The sequence below is a fragment of the Proteiniphilum sp. UBA1028 genome, assembly GCF_002316955.1.
Classification (GTDB): Bacteria; Bacteroidota; Bacteroidia; order Bacteroidales; family Dysgonomonadaceae; genus Proteiniphilum.
The window spans coordinates 16,518-32,004 of record NZ_DCEN01000051.1; the positions used below are offsets into that span (position 1 = coordinate 16,518).

Annotated in this window: 13 protein-coding genes; 5 read left to right on the forward strand and 8 right to left on the reverse strand. The window is 48.3% G+C overall.

What is annotated here, in order from left to right; genetic code table 11:
- Nucleotides 1–15: 15 nt before the first annotated feature.
- The 7 genes from B3Z75_RS09550 to B3Z75_RS09580 all read right to left on the reverse strand — a co-directional run bounded on the left by B3Z75_RS09550 (nt 16) and on the right by B3Z75_RS09580 (nt 8,257).
- A complete protein-coding gene (locus B3Z75_RS09550) occupies nt 16–540 on the reverse strand; it encodes an OmpH family outer membrane protein (RefSeq protein ID WP_294070799.1) in 525 nt (174 codons plus the stop codon).
- Nucleotides 541–833: 293 nt separating this feature from the next.
- Entirely contained in the window at nt 834–3,875 is a 3,042-nt protein-coding gene (infB, locus tag B3Z75_RS09555; RefSeq protein ID WP_294070802.1) for a translation initiation factor IF-2, read from the reverse strand.
- Between the two features lie 65 nt (nt 3,876–3,940).
- Entirely contained in the window at nt 3,941–5,236 is a 1,296-nt protein-coding gene (gene nusA, locus B3Z75_RS09560) for a transcription termination factor NusA (RefSeq protein WP_294070805.1), read from the reverse strand.
- 3 nt (nt 5,237–5,239) lie between these two features.
- Nucleotides 5,240–5,707 carry a ribosome assembly cofactor RimP gene (gene rimP / locus B3Z75_RS09565; RefSeq protein ID WP_294070881.1) on the reverse strand — a complete coding sequence of 156 codons (468 nt, stop codon included), beginning with the start codon at nt 5,705–5,707 and terminating at the stop codon, nt 5,240–5,242.
- Nucleotides 5,708–5,840: 133 nt separating this feature from the next.
- Nucleotides 5,841–6,086 (reverse strand): hypothetical protein, encoded by a 246-nt coding sequence (locus tag B3Z75_RS09570; RefSeq protein WP_294070808.1) that lies wholly within the window; start codon nt 6,084–6,086, stop codon nt 5,841–5,843.
- Nucleotides 6,087–6,098: 12 nt separating this feature from the next.
- On the reverse strand, nt 6,099–7,358 hold the full coding sequence (locus tag B3Z75_RS09575) for a S8 family peptidase (protein ID WP_294070811.1): 1,260 nt from the start codon (nt 7,356–7,358) through the stop codon (nt 6,099–6,101).
- A 71-nt stretch (nt 7,359–7,429) separates the two neighbouring features.
- Nucleotides 7,430–8,257: a hypothetical protein gene (locus B3Z75_RS09580; protein WP_294070814.1), complete on the reverse strand. Its 828-nt coding sequence runs from the start codon at nt 8,255–8,257 to the stop codon at nt 7,430–7,432.
- A gap of 295 nt (nt 8,258–8,552) precedes the next feature.
- Between B3Z75_RS09580 and B3Z75_RS09585 the strand changes: the two genes are divergently transcribed.
- The 5 genes from B3Z75_RS09585 to B3Z75_RS09605 all read left to right on the forward strand — a co-directional run bounded on the left by B3Z75_RS09585 (nt 8,553) and on the right by B3Z75_RS09605 (nt 14,657).
- Nucleotides 8,553–9,158 carry a DUF5063 domain-containing protein gene (locus B3Z75_RS09585; RefSeq protein ID WP_349676035.1) on the forward strand — a complete coding sequence of 202 codons (606 nt, stop codon included), beginning with the start codon at nt 8,553–8,555 and terminating at the stop codon, nt 9,156–9,158.
- Nucleotides 9,149–9,724, forward strand: coding sequence for a 3'-5' exonuclease (locus B3Z75_RS09590; RefSeq protein WP_294070817.1), 576 nt, complete (start codon nt 9,149–9,151; stop codon nt 9,722–9,724). Before B3Z75_RS09585 ends, B3Z75_RS09590 begins: the two co-directional genes overlap by 10 nt.
- Nucleotides 9,721–10,914 carry a class I SAM-dependent rRNA methyltransferase gene (locus B3Z75_RS09595; protein ID WP_294070820.1) on the forward strand — a complete coding sequence of 398 codons (1,194 nt, stop codon included), beginning with the start codon at nt 9,721–9,723 and terminating at the stop codon, nt 10,912–10,914. Before B3Z75_RS09590 ends, B3Z75_RS09595 begins: the two co-directional genes overlap by 4 nt.
- A 285-nt stretch (nt 10,915–11,199) precedes the next feature.
- Nucleotides 11,200–12,180 carry a GSCFA domain-containing protein gene (locus tag B3Z75_RS09600; RefSeq protein WP_294070823.1) on the forward strand — a complete coding sequence of 327 codons (981 nt, stop codon included), beginning with the start codon at nt 11,200–11,202 and terminating at the stop codon, nt 12,178–12,180.
- A gap of 8 nt (nt 12,181–12,188) precedes the next feature.
- Nucleotides 12,189–14,657: a bifunctional UDP-N-acetylmuramoyl-tripeptide:D-alanyl-D-alanine ligase/alanine racemase gene (locus B3Z75_RS09605; RefSeq protein ID WP_294070826.1), complete on the forward strand. Its 2,469-nt coding sequence runs from the start codon at nt 12,189–12,191 to the stop codon at nt 14,655–14,657.
- Between the two features lie 176 nt (nt 14,658–14,833).
- Here the strand turns inward: B3Z75_RS09605 and B3Z75_RS09610 are convergent.
- Nucleotides 14,834–15,487 (reverse strand): OmpA family protein (locus B3Z75_RS09610; RefSeq protein WP_294070829.1); only part of this gene is annotated, 654 nt, incomplete at its 5' end.

The window sequence follows — 15,487 nt, forward strand, 5'->3', positions numbered from 1 at the left end:
ACACCAGAAGCTGCATTAACGAACGCCCAGCTTTTGCATTACATAAGGATTGGCATCTACTGCCGCAGGCGATACAAAAGCAATTCCGGGATTGGCAAGGTCGTAAATAACGGTGTAATTCCGTTCAATCCCCACAGTGCGGATGGCTTCGCTGATCTTTTGTTTCAGTGGTTCCAGCAATGCTTTCTCCTGGTTCTCCATGTCTTCCTGAGCCAACTCCATAAACTGCTGCATCCTGTTTTCCAGTTCTGTGAGCTCCTGCATCCTGCGTAGTTTGATGTTTTCCGTCAGCGATGACTGGTAGGTAATGTAGTCTGAATACTTTTTGTTGTATTCGTTTTGCATCAGTTCCAGCTCTTTCTTGTAATTTTCGCTTAGGGTGAGCAGCTGCTGCGTGGCTTGTCCCTTCTCCGGGAACACCTCCAGCAGTTCCGCTGTATTTACAAAAGCCACTGAAACCTGCGGTGTGATCTGCGCAAATGCTGTCGTACTTATCAACAAAATAAACAGACTAAGGCTGAAAAAGATTTTCTTTGTCATAATCATCTATTTTACGGAGCTATTCCACAATGCTCTATGTGCGGAACCGGAGTTGTTCAGGTTATGCCATAGCGGGGAATAGTCAAAATTTAATGAATGAATATTTCTTCCTTGTAACCCGGTTGCATCGTAAATTTCTAACCCTTCCCTGTGTGTTGCGGCCGCATCAGCCTTTGAAGATAGCGGATGCGGCCGCTGTCAGGGTAGGAATTAAAATTACAATGTCAACTGGTTTACAAATGTGCCCCGTTGTATCCCGTTTTACCGGAATATTGTATGCAGAGGGGGCGTCTCTACAATGTTTTCTTTACTTCTGTCTCTTCGTAAGCTTCAATCACGTCACCCACTTTGATGTCGTTGAAATTACGAATCGTGATACCGCATTCGTAACCCGAGGTAACTTCTCTCACATCTTCCTTGAAACGTTTTAGTGAATCCAGCTCGCCGGTGAAGATGACGATACCGTCGCGGATAAGCCGTATGCGGCTTGAACGCTTTATTTTACCGTCGCGCACCATAGAACCGGCCACAGTGCCCACCTTGGTGATCTTAAACACATCCAGCACCTCCACATTTCCGGTAATATCTTCCTTGATATCCGGCGAGAGCATACCTTCCATGGCGGCTTTCACCTCTTCAATGGTGTCGTAGATGATGGAATAGAGCCGGATGTCCACTCCTTCTTTTTCGGCTTCCTTGCGTGCTCCCAGTGAAGGACGTACCTGGAACCCAATGATGATGGCGTCGGAGGCGGCGGCCAGCGTGACGTCGGATTCCGAGATCTGCCCTACAGCCTTGTGAATCACGTTCACCTGAATTTCTTCGGTCGAGAGCTGAATGAGCGAGTCGGAGAGGGCCTCCACCGAACCGTCCACATCGCCTTTTACAATGATGTTCAGTTGCTGGAAGTTTCCGATGGCGATTCTGCGGCCGATATCGTCGAGCGTCAGCATCTTCTGGGTGCGTATCGACTGCTCACGCTGCAGTTGTTCACGACGGTTGGCTATAGAGCGTGCCTCCTGTTCCGTTTCCATCACGTTGAACGTGTCTCCTGCCTGTGGGGCTCCGTTGAGTCCGAGGATCAGTGCGGGTTCGGCAGGGCCGGCTGCTTCAATGCGCTGATTGCGCTCGTTGAACATCGCTTTTACACGGCCGAAATAGGCTCCGGCAATCACGATGTCTCCCTGATGCAGGGTGCCGTTTTCGACCAGTACCGTTGATACATAACCGCGTCCTTTGTCGAGCTCCGACTCGATGATCGAGCCTGAGGCCCTGCGATCGGGGTTGGCTTTCAGCTCCAGCAGGTCAGCTTCGAGCAGTACTTTTTCCAGTAGCTCCTGGATGCCGACTCCCTTCTTTGCGGAAATATCCTGCGACTGATACTTGCCGCCCCAGTCTTCTACCAGGTAGTTCATTTCGGCAAGTCTCTCTTTTATCTTTTCGGGATTTGCCCCGGGCTTGTCTATCTTATTGATGGCAAATACAATAGGTACACCCGCTGCTCCGGCGTGGTTGATAGCCTCCACCGTTTGCGGCATCACGTTGTCGTCGGCAGCCACAATGATGATGGCTACGTCCGTTACCTTGGCTCCACGGGCACGCATGGCGGTAAACGCTTCGTGGCCGGGTGTATCGAGGAAGGTGATCTTCCTGCCGTCACTCAGCTTCACATTGTAGGCACCGATATGCTGGGTGATCCCTCCCGCTTCACCGGCAATCACATTGGTGCTGCGGATGCTGTCGAGCAACGAGGTCTTTCCGTGATCCACATGGCCCATCACCGTGACAATGGGAGGGCGTGGAACAAGGTCTTCCGGTGCATCCTCCTCCTCAGCAATGGCCTCTATCACATCGGCACTCACATATTGTGTCTTAAACCCATATTCTTCGGCCACAATGTTGATGGTTTCCGCGTCAAGACGCTGGTTGATGGCTACCATCACACCCAGACTCATACAGGTGGAGATGACGCTGGTTACCGGCACATCCATCATGTTGGCCAGGTCGTTTGCGGTTACAAACTCCGTCAGCTGCAATACGCGGCTTTCTCTTTCCTGCTGCTTGAGTTCCTCCTGATACCTGTGGGCACTGGCTTCCCTTTTTTCGCGGCGATATTTGGCTCCTCCCTTCTTTCCTCTTTTCTCCGTGAGGCGGGCAAGGGTCTCCTTGATTTGTTTTTGTACATCTTCCTCACTCACTTCGGCCTTGACCGGCTTTCTGAGGGACGGCCTTCTGTCGCCTCTCGATGTCTGCTGGCCGAAACCGACTGGCTTGTCGATGTTTACTTTGCTTGTGCGGATGCGCGTACGCTTTTTCTTCTTGTTGTCCTCGTCGGCATCGGGTGACGCAGGCTGTTTTTTCTTTTCGTCGATTGCTTCCTTCTTGAGCAGTTTTACCTTTTCTTCTTTCAGCTTTTTGCTGTCGAGGGATTTCTGTTCACGCTCAAGACGTTCTTTCTTGCGCTGTGCTCTTGATTTACGGGGCGGTCGGGTGCGATCATTGATTGCATCCAGGTCGATGGACCCTTTTACCACAATGTTCGATTCCAGCTTGGTCTTATGAAGACGAAACACTTTTCCGGAGCCTGTTTGTTCCGGTTGTGCTGCTTCTTCCTGAGCAGCAGCTTCCTCGGGAACTTCGGCCTCAGCCTGTGGTATTTCTTCGGCAACAACTGCCTTTTCCGTTTCTTCGGAAATCGTCTCTGTCTCAACAGCGGGAGCCTCTTCTACTTCCACTTTGCGAGGTTCGGCTTTTTCTTCCACCGTTACAATGGTGCTTTTTTCCTCTTGATCGACGGAAGTTTCATCAACGGAAACCTCCAGCTCTTCCTTGACCGGATCCGGTACAATGTCCTGTAATTCAGGGATTGATGGAGCCGGCTCAGTTTTGGCTGGTTCGGGAACGGCTACTGCTTCAGGCGTGGTCTCAACGATCTCTTCTTCCTGCTTCGGCTCTGTTTTCTTTTTATGAAGATTGTCCAGATCGATGCTGCCCACGACGTTGAAGTGGGGTTTCAATTCATTCGGTATCTCTGTCTCAATGACCTCTTTTTCCACCTTCTTCTTCGGAGCTGGTGTCTCGGGAAGCTCATACCCTTCGATAGCCACGGTCTCGCGCTTTTCTTCGCGACGGTGCATTTTCTCCCGTGTTTCGGTGGCTTCACGACGAATATTCTTGTCTTTCCCGAATTCAGCGATCAGTATATCGTACTGTTCATCCTCTATTTTGGCGTTAGGATTTGCTTCTATTTCAATACCCTTCTTGTGTAGAAATTCAACCAAAGTGTTGATTCCCACATTCAAATTTTTCGATACTTTAATTAGTCTAATAGGCATATATCTCGTTTATCCTTTTCTCTCTTTTATATGGTTGTGAACAGTATATTATCGTGGATCAGTCTTTATTCCTCCGCACCGTTTTCTTCCTCAGTGCCGTTCTCCTCTTCTTCTTCAAACTCGTAGCGCAGGATAGCCAGTACTTCGTCCACAGTACTCTCTTCCAGATCGGCCTCCTTGATGAGCCGCTCCCTGCTTGTGGCCAGCACATTTTTAGCTGTGGAGCATCCGATCTTTTTCAACTGGTCTATTACCCAGCCGTCGATCTCATCGCGGAATTCATCAAGGTAGATATCCTCTTCGTCCACGTCGTCGATATCGCGGAACACCTCAATATTGTATCCGGTAAGCATGGAAGCCAGCTTAATGTTAGCTCCTCCCTTACCAATAGCAAGCGACACCTCTTCGGGATTCAAAAAGACCTCGGCACGACGCTCCTCCTCCTTCACGGTAATGGAGTTGATCCTGGCCGGGCTTAACGCACGCTGAATAAAAAGCGAGGTGTTGTTGGTGAAGTTAATCACATCAATGTTTTCGTTGCGCAGTTCGCGTACAATGCCATGAATACGGAATCCTTTCATGCCCACACAGGCTCCCACAGGATCTATCCGGTCGTCGTAGGCCTCCACGGCCACCTTGGCACGTTCACCCGGAATGCGGGCGATTCCTTTAATGGTGATGAGCCCGTCGGCAATCTCGGGGATCTCCTGTTCGAATAACCGCTCCAGAAATACGGGCGATGTGCGGGAAAGAATAATCCTGGGATTGTTGTTCTTATTTTCCACACGGGCCACCACGGCACGGGCATGCTCTCCCTTGCGGAAGAAGTCGCTGGGAATTTGTTCTGTTTTGGGCAGAATCAGTTCATTGTGCTCGTCGTCGAGCAGCAACAACTCCTTTTTCCAGATCTGATAGACCTCGCCCGACACAATCTCGCCTACCTTCTCCTTGTACTTGTTGTAGAGATTATCTTTCTCCAGCTCAAGAATCTTGGATGCCAGAGTCTGACGCAGGTTCAGAATGGTACGCCGTCCGAAATGCTCCAGCGACACCTCGTCGGTCACCTCTTCGCCTACTTCAAAATCCTCGTCGATTTTTAACGCTTCAGACAGGGTGATCTCCAGGTTGGGGTCCTCCAGCTGATCGTCTTCTACGATGGTCCGGTTTCGCCATATCTCCAGGTCGCCCTTGTCGGGGTTGATGATGATGTCGTAGTTTTCGTCTGTACCGATTGTCTTCGATATCACGTTGCGGAACGACTCTTCGAGCACACTGATCAACGTCGCTTTGTCGATATTCTTCAGTTCGTTGAATTCGGAAAAAGTATCTATGAGACTTATGGTTTCTTTCTTCTTGCCCATATATTATTTAAATCTTATCAGATATTTTGTATGTTTTACCTCCTCGAACGCGAAGCGAAGATCTTCTGTGATTTCGGTCTTTCGTTTGGCGCCTTCAGGCTTTATTTTTTTGGTGACGGTGAGAGTAAATCCCTCTGCATCGGATGATTTTAAAAAACCTGTCGCCTTTTGTCCGTTTTTGCCGAGTACCTCTACCTCTTTCCCCTCGAACTTTTTGTACTGGCGCTGCGTCTTAAAGGGAGAGGTGAGCCCGGCAGACGTGACTGTAAGCTCAAAATCCTCCTTATCACGGTCGAGCTTCGACTCCAGATGGCGGCTCAGCGACACACACTCTTCAATGTCGACCCCCTTATCGTTGTCAATTTCTACGGTGATCGTATTGTCAGCTCCCACAATCACATCGACCAGATAATCGGGAGAATCCTTCAGATATTCCTCCGCAAGGTCGGTAATTAATCTTTTTTCGATCATATGATGCAGCCATGAATAAAAAAGGAAGCGGTGTCTCCTGCTTCCCTCTTTCTTTACGTCTGCAAAGATATAATTTTCAAACGGATTCTCAAAATGTTTGGTTGTTTTTTTGGGCGACCGGTTCTTTTCGATTTTATCCGGACGGTAACGACTGTACGTCGGCATCGGGAGGAGGCATGTTTACCTCTTTCTCGTCTGTCAAAGAGACGATTTCCTCGTGATGACGTATTTTGTCGATTGTTTCCTCCTCGGCATATCCAATGATTACCCCAAACTCATAGAGGCGGGTGATGGTAACGCCCTCTTCCCGCAAATTCTCGGCTACAATATCCAGCCGGTCGAGATAATAGGCAGAAATAGTGATGACAATCCGTTTCATTTTTTTTCTGTATCAAGGTGCGATGGCGAGTCCCACGCCCGCATCTTCCGCGGGTAAAGGTAAGCTGATTGCCATCCTGATTAATTTTTCACTGATTTCCTCCGGTGTGGCATTGGGAAATTTTTCGCAAAGGAGAGCAATTATGCCCGCCACATGCGGCGTGGCCATGCTGGTTCCGGAGAGTGTGCGGTTTCCCATGGGCATAGGCCAGGAGGAGTATATGTCCACACCGGGCGCCGCGATATCGACCAGTCCGTTTTTATTGATGGCCCGGTTGGAGAAGTCGGCAATCTGCAGGGATGAGTCCAGTGCACCCACCGCGAGGATAGAGGGACAGTCGGCAGGGCTGCTGACCGGGCTGAACAGGTTTTGTGAGCGCCTGCTTTCGTTCCCTGCTGCAGCCACAATGAGTGTTCCTTTGGAAAGTGCATACCGGGCAGCTCTCTCGTAGGCAATGTCATGGCTTTGTCCCGGAAACACTTTCGAGCCCAGCGACATGGATAAAACGCGGCATCCGTTGTTTGCTGCCCACGTCATTCCATCCAGTACCCAGGCCTGCGCTCCGCTGCCCCGGTTGCTCAGCACTTTTCCTGCATGAATATTGGCTTCCGTTGCTACCCCGTAGCGAGTGCCCTGCATATCGGTGCGACCACAGGCTATTCCAATGCAATGTGTTCCATGACCATGCCGGTCGTCCGCAGTTTCGTCGGGAACAAAGGAAAAGGCTGTAATGTCTCTCCCTGTAAAGTCGGGATGATTCGTGTCAAAGCCGGTATCAAGCACGGCGATTTTTATTCCCGCACCGGTGTATGCTGTTTTCTCTGCCTGTATTGCTTCAATGCCCCACGTAGAACTTATTTCCGTGTCGGCCGGTATTTCATCGGGAACATAAACTACTTTCTCCGGCTCAATGATATAATCGTTCTGTGCATCGTGGAGCAACTTCATAATTTCGTCACTGGTAGCCAATAGTGCAATGCCCAGTTCGTTATAAAACAGCGCATCTGCATCTTTTATCTTGCTTTCATTGATGGTCTCGATCACGAAGTCGGCTGTATTGGCGACCGAAAGGCCCCATTTCGTTTCAAGAAATTTTGTGGTTTTTACCACCTTTTCGTTTCCCTCTTTGAGAATGAGCAGATGTCTTCCGGTATAAAGCGGGTTGCGATCCATCTCCTGCATATATGCTTCGTGGAACAATTCTTCGGAAAAACTCTCCGTCGCGAAATGATCGGTCAGAAATCTCTTTTGTCCTAAAACAGGTGGTTTCATTGTCTTGGTAATTAAATGGAACTATACAATCCGGTATGTACTTCAGGCAATGTGTTGCCAGTATGCCTTTTTTATTTCAGTGCCGGCAATATGGCTTCGTGGACTATACGCAGCGAACCCCTCCTGTGGAAAAGGGTGCCGGGTATTTCTTCCACAATACCTTTTGCAAGCAGTACGTTCACCGCAGCATTTTCACGATGACTCAGCCGTTGAGGCGCGGAGAACACATTGTCGTGAGCTTTGATCTTTTTCAGCACTTCTAACTCATCGTCCGTCAGGAAAGCGGTTTTTTGACCGGGATAGGTCTCTTCGGCAGCGTACAGCATCTTCCTGGCGCCTTCTCCCCAGATGGCAGACTCTGCTCTTTTGATGCTGTTTTCCTCCATGATGGAAAAGAGGTTGGGCAGGAATAGCCGGGTGTAGTAGTAACTGCCAATAAAACCGGCAACGAAGAAATAGATCAGGAGCGAGATGATCACAGACCGGGCTAAGGCGCAATCGGGTGTTCCGCATTGGCTGTTTAGTAGAATACTGTCGGCCATGCTTTGCAGGTAGCCGGGGATCTTTGTAAGCTGTGTCAGCGTAACGCCGATGATGATCTTTGTCAGCCAGTCCGATACATCCTCCAGATTTGTATTGGGCGTATACTTTGTTGTTCGGCCATAATCTTCTCTTGGATCATAGTTTCGGTTCAGCCTTGGTATTCCGAAGAGAAAACCAGGGAGAACCCCCAGTAGCAACGATGCCAGCGAGAGGATAAGTAACAGTCCGAAGAAATCCCAGTAGGCCGGGGAGACTGCCGCGCCGGCAAAACATGCTCCTGTGCCGGCCGCAATAAGTGCCAGAGGCCATAGATGAACGGGGCCGTACGTGCGGGATGCAGAATCTTTATTTTTCATTGTTTTTTTACAAGATTAAATCGCTCAACATTTGCCATGGGCAGGGCCGAAGCCTGTATTTCCCGGCAAACCCAATTCCTGCGGGAGCAGGACCATGAAAACCGACACAGATCCAGTAGTGCTGTGCGGTAGTTTACGTCGCATAGGATGTGCAAGTTAACCGAATCTTTTGAAACAAACAATTTTCGGATATAATTTTTTATGACGCAGCCCCCTACACTTAAAATAGTTTCTCTTAAAATGCATGCCGTATTAAAATATCTCCCTTTCCGTGTACGAAATAAATTCCGTACATTTGCAGATAGAAACCAAATGGTATCAAACAGGTATGTTGAACAAAGATAATGATGCAATTATTTATCTGCCGGAGGTGATAGATTTTGTAACCATCTCGGTGGAAATTTCCTCTTTTCTTGAAAGCGAAGAGGCAATTTCACGCAACGAGTGGGTGGACAGGATCTTAAAGATGCTTCCCTTGTTGTACGTGAAAGCCTCCCTCCTGCCAGAGACTTTTCCGTTGAACGATGAGCCGCCGGCCACCTTTGTGCGGGAAGAAGATTATGTGCGTGTGGCCAGTCGCATTGCAGCCACCATGGGAGAAGAAGATATCTACCTGGATGTGTTTGTGGATGATATGAAATATAGCGATACGCCGGTTACGGCGACCATATCGGAAGATATTGCCGATATCTACCAGGATGTCCGGAATTTCGTTTCGGTCTATCAGTTTGAGCTTACCGGCCAGATGCAGGATGCAATTCATGTTTGCAAGGAGAACTTCCGGCTCTTTTGGGGACAGAAACTCGTAAATGTATTGCGTCCGTTGCACGCATTGAAGACCAGCAATACAGAAGGAGAGGAAGACGACGAAGATCAAAACGGAGAATACCTGTGGGATTAACAATAACAAAGGAGCAAATAGCAGAACTGCCGGTTGAGAAGTTCAACGGGAAGATTGTGGTGATAGATCACGAGGAGGAGGTGGACAGTGCCCTTAGGTATCTCTCCTCCCAGCCTGCATTGGGGTTTGATACCGAAACAAAACCGGCTTTCAAGCGGGGGCAGGTTCATAAGGTGGCACTTTTGCAACTTGCCACGGAAGAAGTCTGTTTTCTCTTCCGACTGAACCGGATAGGGTACCCCGACGGGCTGGAGGGGTTGATGGTTAATCCGGATATCAGAAAAATAGGCCTTTCGTTACGCGATGATTTTGCAGCCATACACAAACGCTCTGCCAGCAAACCGGAAAACTTTATCGACCTGCAGGTCTTTGTGGATAAGTTTGGTATTGAAGACAACAGCCTTCAAAAAATATATGCTATTCTGTTCGGCAGAAAAATTTCCAAAAGTCAACGCCTTTCAAATTGGGAAGCACCCCAACTCACCCCGGCGCAACAGTCTTATGCGGCAATCGATGCCTGGGCCTGTCTGCGTATTTACAATCATTTAACCAATAAAAAACGATGAGCGGATACAAAGAAATTGTGTTGCGTCCTAAGAAAGAGGAGTCCCTAAAACGATTTCATCCCTGGATTTTCTCGGGGGCGATAGCCCATAAGCCTGACGGGCTGGAAGAGGGTGATGTGGTGCGTGTAATGGGCTCCGACGGTAACTTCCTGGGTGTGGGCCACTATCAGGTTGGCAGCATTGCTGTTCGTATCCTGTCATTTCACGATGAACCTGTAGATATCGCCTTCTATAAAAAAAATATTACACAGGCCTACGCGCTGAGACAGGTGCTGCATCTGTTGCGACCCGGCAACAACACCTTCAGACTGGTTCATGGAGAGGGGGATCACCTTCCGGGGCTGATTATTGACATATACGGCAAAGCAGCGGTTATCCAGGCCCATTCTGTGGGGATGCACAGAGACCTGAATCTTATTACCGATGCTTTGCAGCAGGTGCTGTCCGAAAATTCGCTGGAACATATTTTCTATAAATCCGAAGGTACGTTGCCTTTCAAAGCCGGGATCAACGCGGTGGATACCTACCTCCTGGGAGGAGACCGCGTAGAGGATGTTGCGCTGGAAAACGGCTTGAAGTTTCATATCGACTGGCTCAAGGGGCAGAAAACAGGTTTTTTTATCGATCAACGGGAGAATCGCAGTCTGCTCGAGCAATATGCTGCCGGACGGCATGTGTTGAATATGTTTTGTTATACGGGCGGCTTCTCTGTCTATGCCTTGCGGGGAGGAGCAGCCACTGTGGATTCGGTGGATAGTTCGCCCAAAGCCGTATCTCTTACTGGTCGCAACGTCGCCCTGAATTTTGACGATGAGCTGCGACACACCGCTGTGGCGGAAGATGCTTTTAAGTATCTCAAACAGATGCCAGAAGGAAAGTACGACCTCATCGTGCTTGATCCGCCTGCATTTGCCAAACATCGTGGCGCCATCAATAACGCGCTGCAGGGATACAAGAAACTCAACCTCTCCGCACTGGAAAAGTTGGCTCCCGGTGGTATCCTTTTCACCTTTTCCTGTTCACAGGCGATTACGAAAGAACAATTCCGGCTGGCTGTTTTCAGTGCCGCTGCCATCTCGGGCAGGAAGGTAAGGATTCTGCATCAGCTGACGCAGCCTGCCGACCATCCGGTCAACATATATCATCCCGAAGGAGAATACCTGAAAGGGTTGGTCCTCCAGGTTGAATAAACCGGAAAAGCATGTTTAAATCTGTTTAAAGGGTGAATATTTGGTTAAATTGCATGAAATATTGAAATTTTCTGCTCAGAAGTTATGTTTTATAACACAAAATCCCCTATATTTGCAACGTGTTTTTCATGGTATTAGATTTAAGGTTAACAATGAAGATTGGTTGTCGTGAGACAACCTTTCCTTTTTTATATACTTTCCTTTTTCATTTTCACAAATTATAATGGGTTTGATGGCGGCAAATGGTCGGTTTGTTGTTATTTTTGTATGGAAAATACAATAAAAATGGATTTCAGAACGCCCATACAAATTCCCCGATCGGATATCCCGATAACTCATTCTTCCCAACTCCTGCTTTTGGGGTCCTGCTTTTCCGGGCATATCGGTGGCCAGCTGATGCTGCACAAGTTCAGGGTGGAGGTGAACCCATTTGGTTTCCTGTACAATCCGTTATCCATTTCCCGTTCCATCAGAAGGTTATTGTCGGCTGTTCCCTTTACGGAGGCCGAGCTTGTATTTCACAATGGATTGTATCACAGCTTCATGCATCACGGACAGTTTTCGGATATCGGGAAGAGTGGATGTCTGAGAAAGATATCCGACAGGTTTGAGAGTGCAGCCGATGCAATTCGCACCACCACGCTTTTTCTCATTACCTTTGGTACAGCGCATGCTTACCGGTGGAAAGAGAGCGGAGAAATAGTGGGAAACTGTCACCAGATTCCCGCCGACAGGTTTTTGCCTGTTCGTTTGTCGGTGAATGAGATTGTAGAAGACTGGATTGAGGTGATTGGTTCCCTCAAAGAGGAAAACCCGGGTGTCCGGTTTTTATTCACTGTAAGCCCTGTTCGTCACTGGAAAGACGGCGCACACGGGAATCAGCTGAGCAAGTCGATCCTGCATCTGGCAATTGACAGCTTGCAACAATGCTTTCCCGATGATGTCCGCTATTTTCCGGCTTATGAGCTAATGATGGACGAACTGCGTGATTATCGTTTTTATGGGAGCGACATGATGCATCCCTCACCTCTTGCCGTGGAATATATATGGGAGCGGTTTTCCGAAACCTTCTTTTCCGAAGAAACACGAAAGGTGAATGCGGAATGGAGCCAGATCAGAAACGGGCTTGATCACCGGCCTCTTCATCCCGGAACCGAATCGTTTCACATTTTTAAAGCGCAGCTGCTCCAAAAGCTGGAACTGTTTGCAGCACGACATCCGGAAATCTCGTGCGAAGAGGAGAAGAATCTTCTGCAACTTAAATAATTCAAATCATGACATATTCAGTTCAACAAATCGAATCCATCCTGGGTATTTCATCCGGCAACTCCTATCCTGCCGAGATAACCACTTTACTCACAGACAGCCGCAAGCTGACAGTTCCGGCGGAAACACTTTTTTTTGCGCTCGAGACCAAAAATAACGATGCCCATGCTTTTGTGAGTGACTTATACGAACTGGGTGTACGGAATTTTGTCGTTTCCAAAATACTTCCGGAATGGGATAACCTATCGGGTGCCAATTTCCTGAAAGTAAAAAATAGCCTGTGGGCCCTTCAGAAAATTGCTGCGTATCACAGAACAATGTTTGATATTCCGGTAATCGGCATCACGGGCAGCAACGGGAAAACAGTTGTGAAGGAGTGGCTTTATCAGCTCCTGGATAAGAGTTTTAATATTGTTCGATCGCCAAGGAGTTACAACTCTCAAATAGGGGTGCCATTATCAGTCTGGCAACTTGACGAACAGGCGGAGCTTGGAATTTTCGAAGCTGGTATTTCTATGCCTGACGAGATGGAATATCTGGAACCTATTATTAAGCCTACAATCGGCGTGCTGACTAAAATTGGTGAGGCACATCAGGAAAACTTCAGCTCCTTGCAGCAGAAGTGTTTGGAGAAGCTGGAGCTTTTTGTCAACTGCGATGTCTTCATTTTCGACGAAGATAATGAGCTGGTGTCACGTTGTGTTGACATGATGGTGCTTTCTCAGAAGGCCTTTTCCTGGTCCAGAAAAAACAGGGATGCACATCTTTTTATTTCCAGCATCGAGAAAATGGAGGATACAACCACCATCTGTTATTCGTTTCTCGATTTTGATTATTCCTTCGTGATTCCGTTTACCGATCAGGCTTCCATAGAGAATGCCATTAATTGTCTGGCGGTGGCACTCTATCTGCACGTACCCCCGTTGGACATTTCTGAACGGATGATGCTTCTGGAGCCGGTAGCCATGCGGTTGGACGTGCGCAAAGGGAAAAATGACTGTCTGGTTATCAACGATACATACAATTCCGATATCAACTCAATCAAAATAGCGCTCGATTTTCAGCAACAACGAAAGATGGATCGTCCGCTAAAAAAAACAATTATCCTGTCCGATATTCTTCAAACGGGAGTATCTCCGCGCTCTTTGTATAAAAAGGTGGCCGATATGGTGGAACAGAGCGGCATAGAAAGAATCATCGGCATTGGACAGGATATATCCGCCAATGCTCATGCGTTTACTACCCTGGAGAAGTCGTTCTATCTGACAACCGATGATTTTATCCGGTCGGGCGACTGGAAGAAGATGTACCGGGAGCTCATTTTATTGAAAGGTGCCCGCAAGTATCACTTTGAACAGATTGGTGCCCTTCTTGAGGAACGTATCCACGAAACACTGTTGGAGGTTGATCTCGATGCGGTCGTCCACAATTTCAACTTTTACAAATCGAGAATTGATCCCCGCGTAAAACTGGTTTGCATGGTGAAGGCGAACGGCTATGGTGCCGGTGCCGTCGAAATAGCAAAAACACTTCAGTACCATCGTTGCGATTACCTTGCCGTAGCGGTAGCCGAAGAGGGTATGATGCTGAGAAAGGAGGGTATCTCCTTGCCGGTTATTGTGCTTAATCCGGAAGTGAACGGCTTCGAAGAGCTCTTTTCGAACGACCTGGAGCCGGAAGTTTATAATTTCCGCATCCTGGGCGCTTTTATCAAAGAAGCAGAAAGAAGAGGAATCACCCATTACCCCGTGCATATCAAAATTGACTCTGGCATGCACAGGCTGGGCTTCCTGCCGGAGCAAATTCCGGAAATGGTGCAAATTTTAAAGGCACAAAAGGGTTTGAAAGTACATTCGGTCTTCTCTCATCTTTCGGCCAGTGAAAGCTGGTTGTTCGACGAATTCACCCATCAGCAGATGAATACATTCAAGCATGCTGCCGATGAGATTGAAGCCGGCCTTCAATATGGCATCTATAAACATATTCTCAATTCGGCAGGAATAGAGCGCTTTCCCGGGACCCACTGGGATATGGCCCGGTTGGGTATTGGCCTCTACGGCGTGAGCGCCAGTGGCCTGAATGGCTTGAAAAATGTATGTACACTCAAGACTACCATTTTGCAGATTAAAAATGTTTCTACCAACGAGACCATTGGTTACGGTCGCAAAGAAAAACTGACGCGCGATGCACGAATTGCCACGATCCGTTTTGGATATGCGGATGGCCTTGACAGGCAATTTGGCAACAGAAAAGGTAAGGTGCTTATTAACGGCCACTATGCCCCAATTGTGGGAAATGTCTGCATGGATCTCTGCATGGTGGATGTCACCGACATCCCGGCAAAAGAGGGGGATACGGTTGTCTTGTTTGGAGAAGGACTTTCGGTGATTGAGCTGGCCGACACCATCGGCACCATTCCTTACGAAATTCTCACCTCCATCTCTCCACGCGTAAAGCGCATATACATCAAAGAATAAGATGCGGTAGCTTTTCCTGTTGAACACAAAGAAATAAGAGGCTGCACCGGCTGTTGAGACAGACAGGTGCAGCCTCTTGTTTAAGGATGTGTGTCCGCCCTTTGGAGCGGTTGATAGCAAAAAAACATCCCGGTTCCTGAGAACCGGGATGTTTTTATTATCTGGTTTGTGTTGGATTACTCAACAAAGAAGATAGCAACACGGTTCCAGTCGTTTTCAGCGTAAGGCTGTTCTGTATCGCCCTTCCAGTCGATAGAGATGCGATCGCTGTTGATTCCGTACTCGTTGGTCAATGCATCGGCAACCGCTCTTGCACGTTTTTCAGAAAGTGCGAAGTTGTACTCAGGAGTACCGGTTTGTTTGTCAGCGTAAGCCACGATGTTTACTTTTGCATTTTCGTTGGCCTTCAGATATTCTGCAGTATTGTAAACGCTTACCTGCTGTCCTTTGTCAATCTTAGCCGAGTTGATGCGGAAGAATACTACGTTCGGAACGTATACACCTTCAGACACTACTGTGGGCTGTACTTCAGGACATTCCGGGCAAGATTCCGGTCTGAGTCTCAGTTCTTCATTTTCTGCACGCAGTCTGTTGATCTGGCTGTTCAGGTCGTTGATCAGGTTGTAGTCCATCAGCTCGGCAGGGGTGAAGTCTTGTTTGCCACCCAAACCGAATTTGATACCGGCAACTCCGGTGAACATGCTGTCGTACTCAAAATCTCCGCCAAGTCCGCTTCCATCAAAAGTTTCCTGCATCACTCTCCATCCCAGTTCCAGGAAAAGAGCCACGCTTTTGGAGAGCTGGAAGTTGTTGATCAACCCTACGTTGTA

What these genes read in the sequence shown, in the direction of transcription:
- B3Z75_RS09550 (WP_294070799.1), bottom strand. Translation starts at nt 540, where the DNA reads ATGACAAAGAAAATCTTTTTCAGCCTTAGTCTGTTTATTTTGTTGATA.
- infB (WP_294070802.1), bottom strand. Translation starts at nt 3,875, where the DNA reads ATGCCTATTAGACTAATTAAAGTATCGAAAAATTTGAATGTGGGAATC.
- nusA (WP_294070805.1), bottom strand. Translation starts at nt 5,236, where the DNA reads ATGGGCAAGAAGAAAGAAACCATAAGTCTCATAGATACTTTTTCCGAA.
- rimP (WP_294070881.1), bottom strand. Translation starts at nt 5,707, where the DNA reads ATGATCGAAAAAAGATTAATTACCGACCTTGCGGAGGAATATCTGAAG.
- B3Z75_RS09570 (WP_294070808.1), bottom strand. Translation starts at nt 6,086, where the DNA reads ATGAAACGGATTGTCATCACTATTTCTGCCTATTATCTCGACCGGCTG.
- B3Z75_RS09575 (WP_294070811.1), bottom strand. Translation starts at nt 7,358, where the DNA reads ATGAAACCACCTGTTTTAGGACAAAAGAGATTTCTGACCGATCATTTC.
- B3Z75_RS09580 (WP_294070814.1), bottom strand. Translation starts at nt 8,257, where the DNA reads ATGAAAAATAAAGATTCTGCATCCCGCACGTACGGCCCCGTTCATCTA.
- B3Z75_RS09595 (WP_294070820.1), top strand. Translation starts at nt 9,721, where the DNA reads ATGAGCGGATACAAAGAAATTGTGTTGCGTCCTAAGAAAGAGGAGTCC.
- B3Z75_RS09600 (WP_294070823.1), top strand. Translation starts at nt 11,200, where the DNA reads ATGGATTTCAGAACGCCCATACAAATTCCCCGATCGGATATCCCGATA.
- B3Z75_RS09605 (WP_294070826.1), top strand. Translation starts at nt 12,189, where the DNA reads ATGACATATTCAGTTCAACAAATCGAATCCATCCTGGGTATTTCATCC.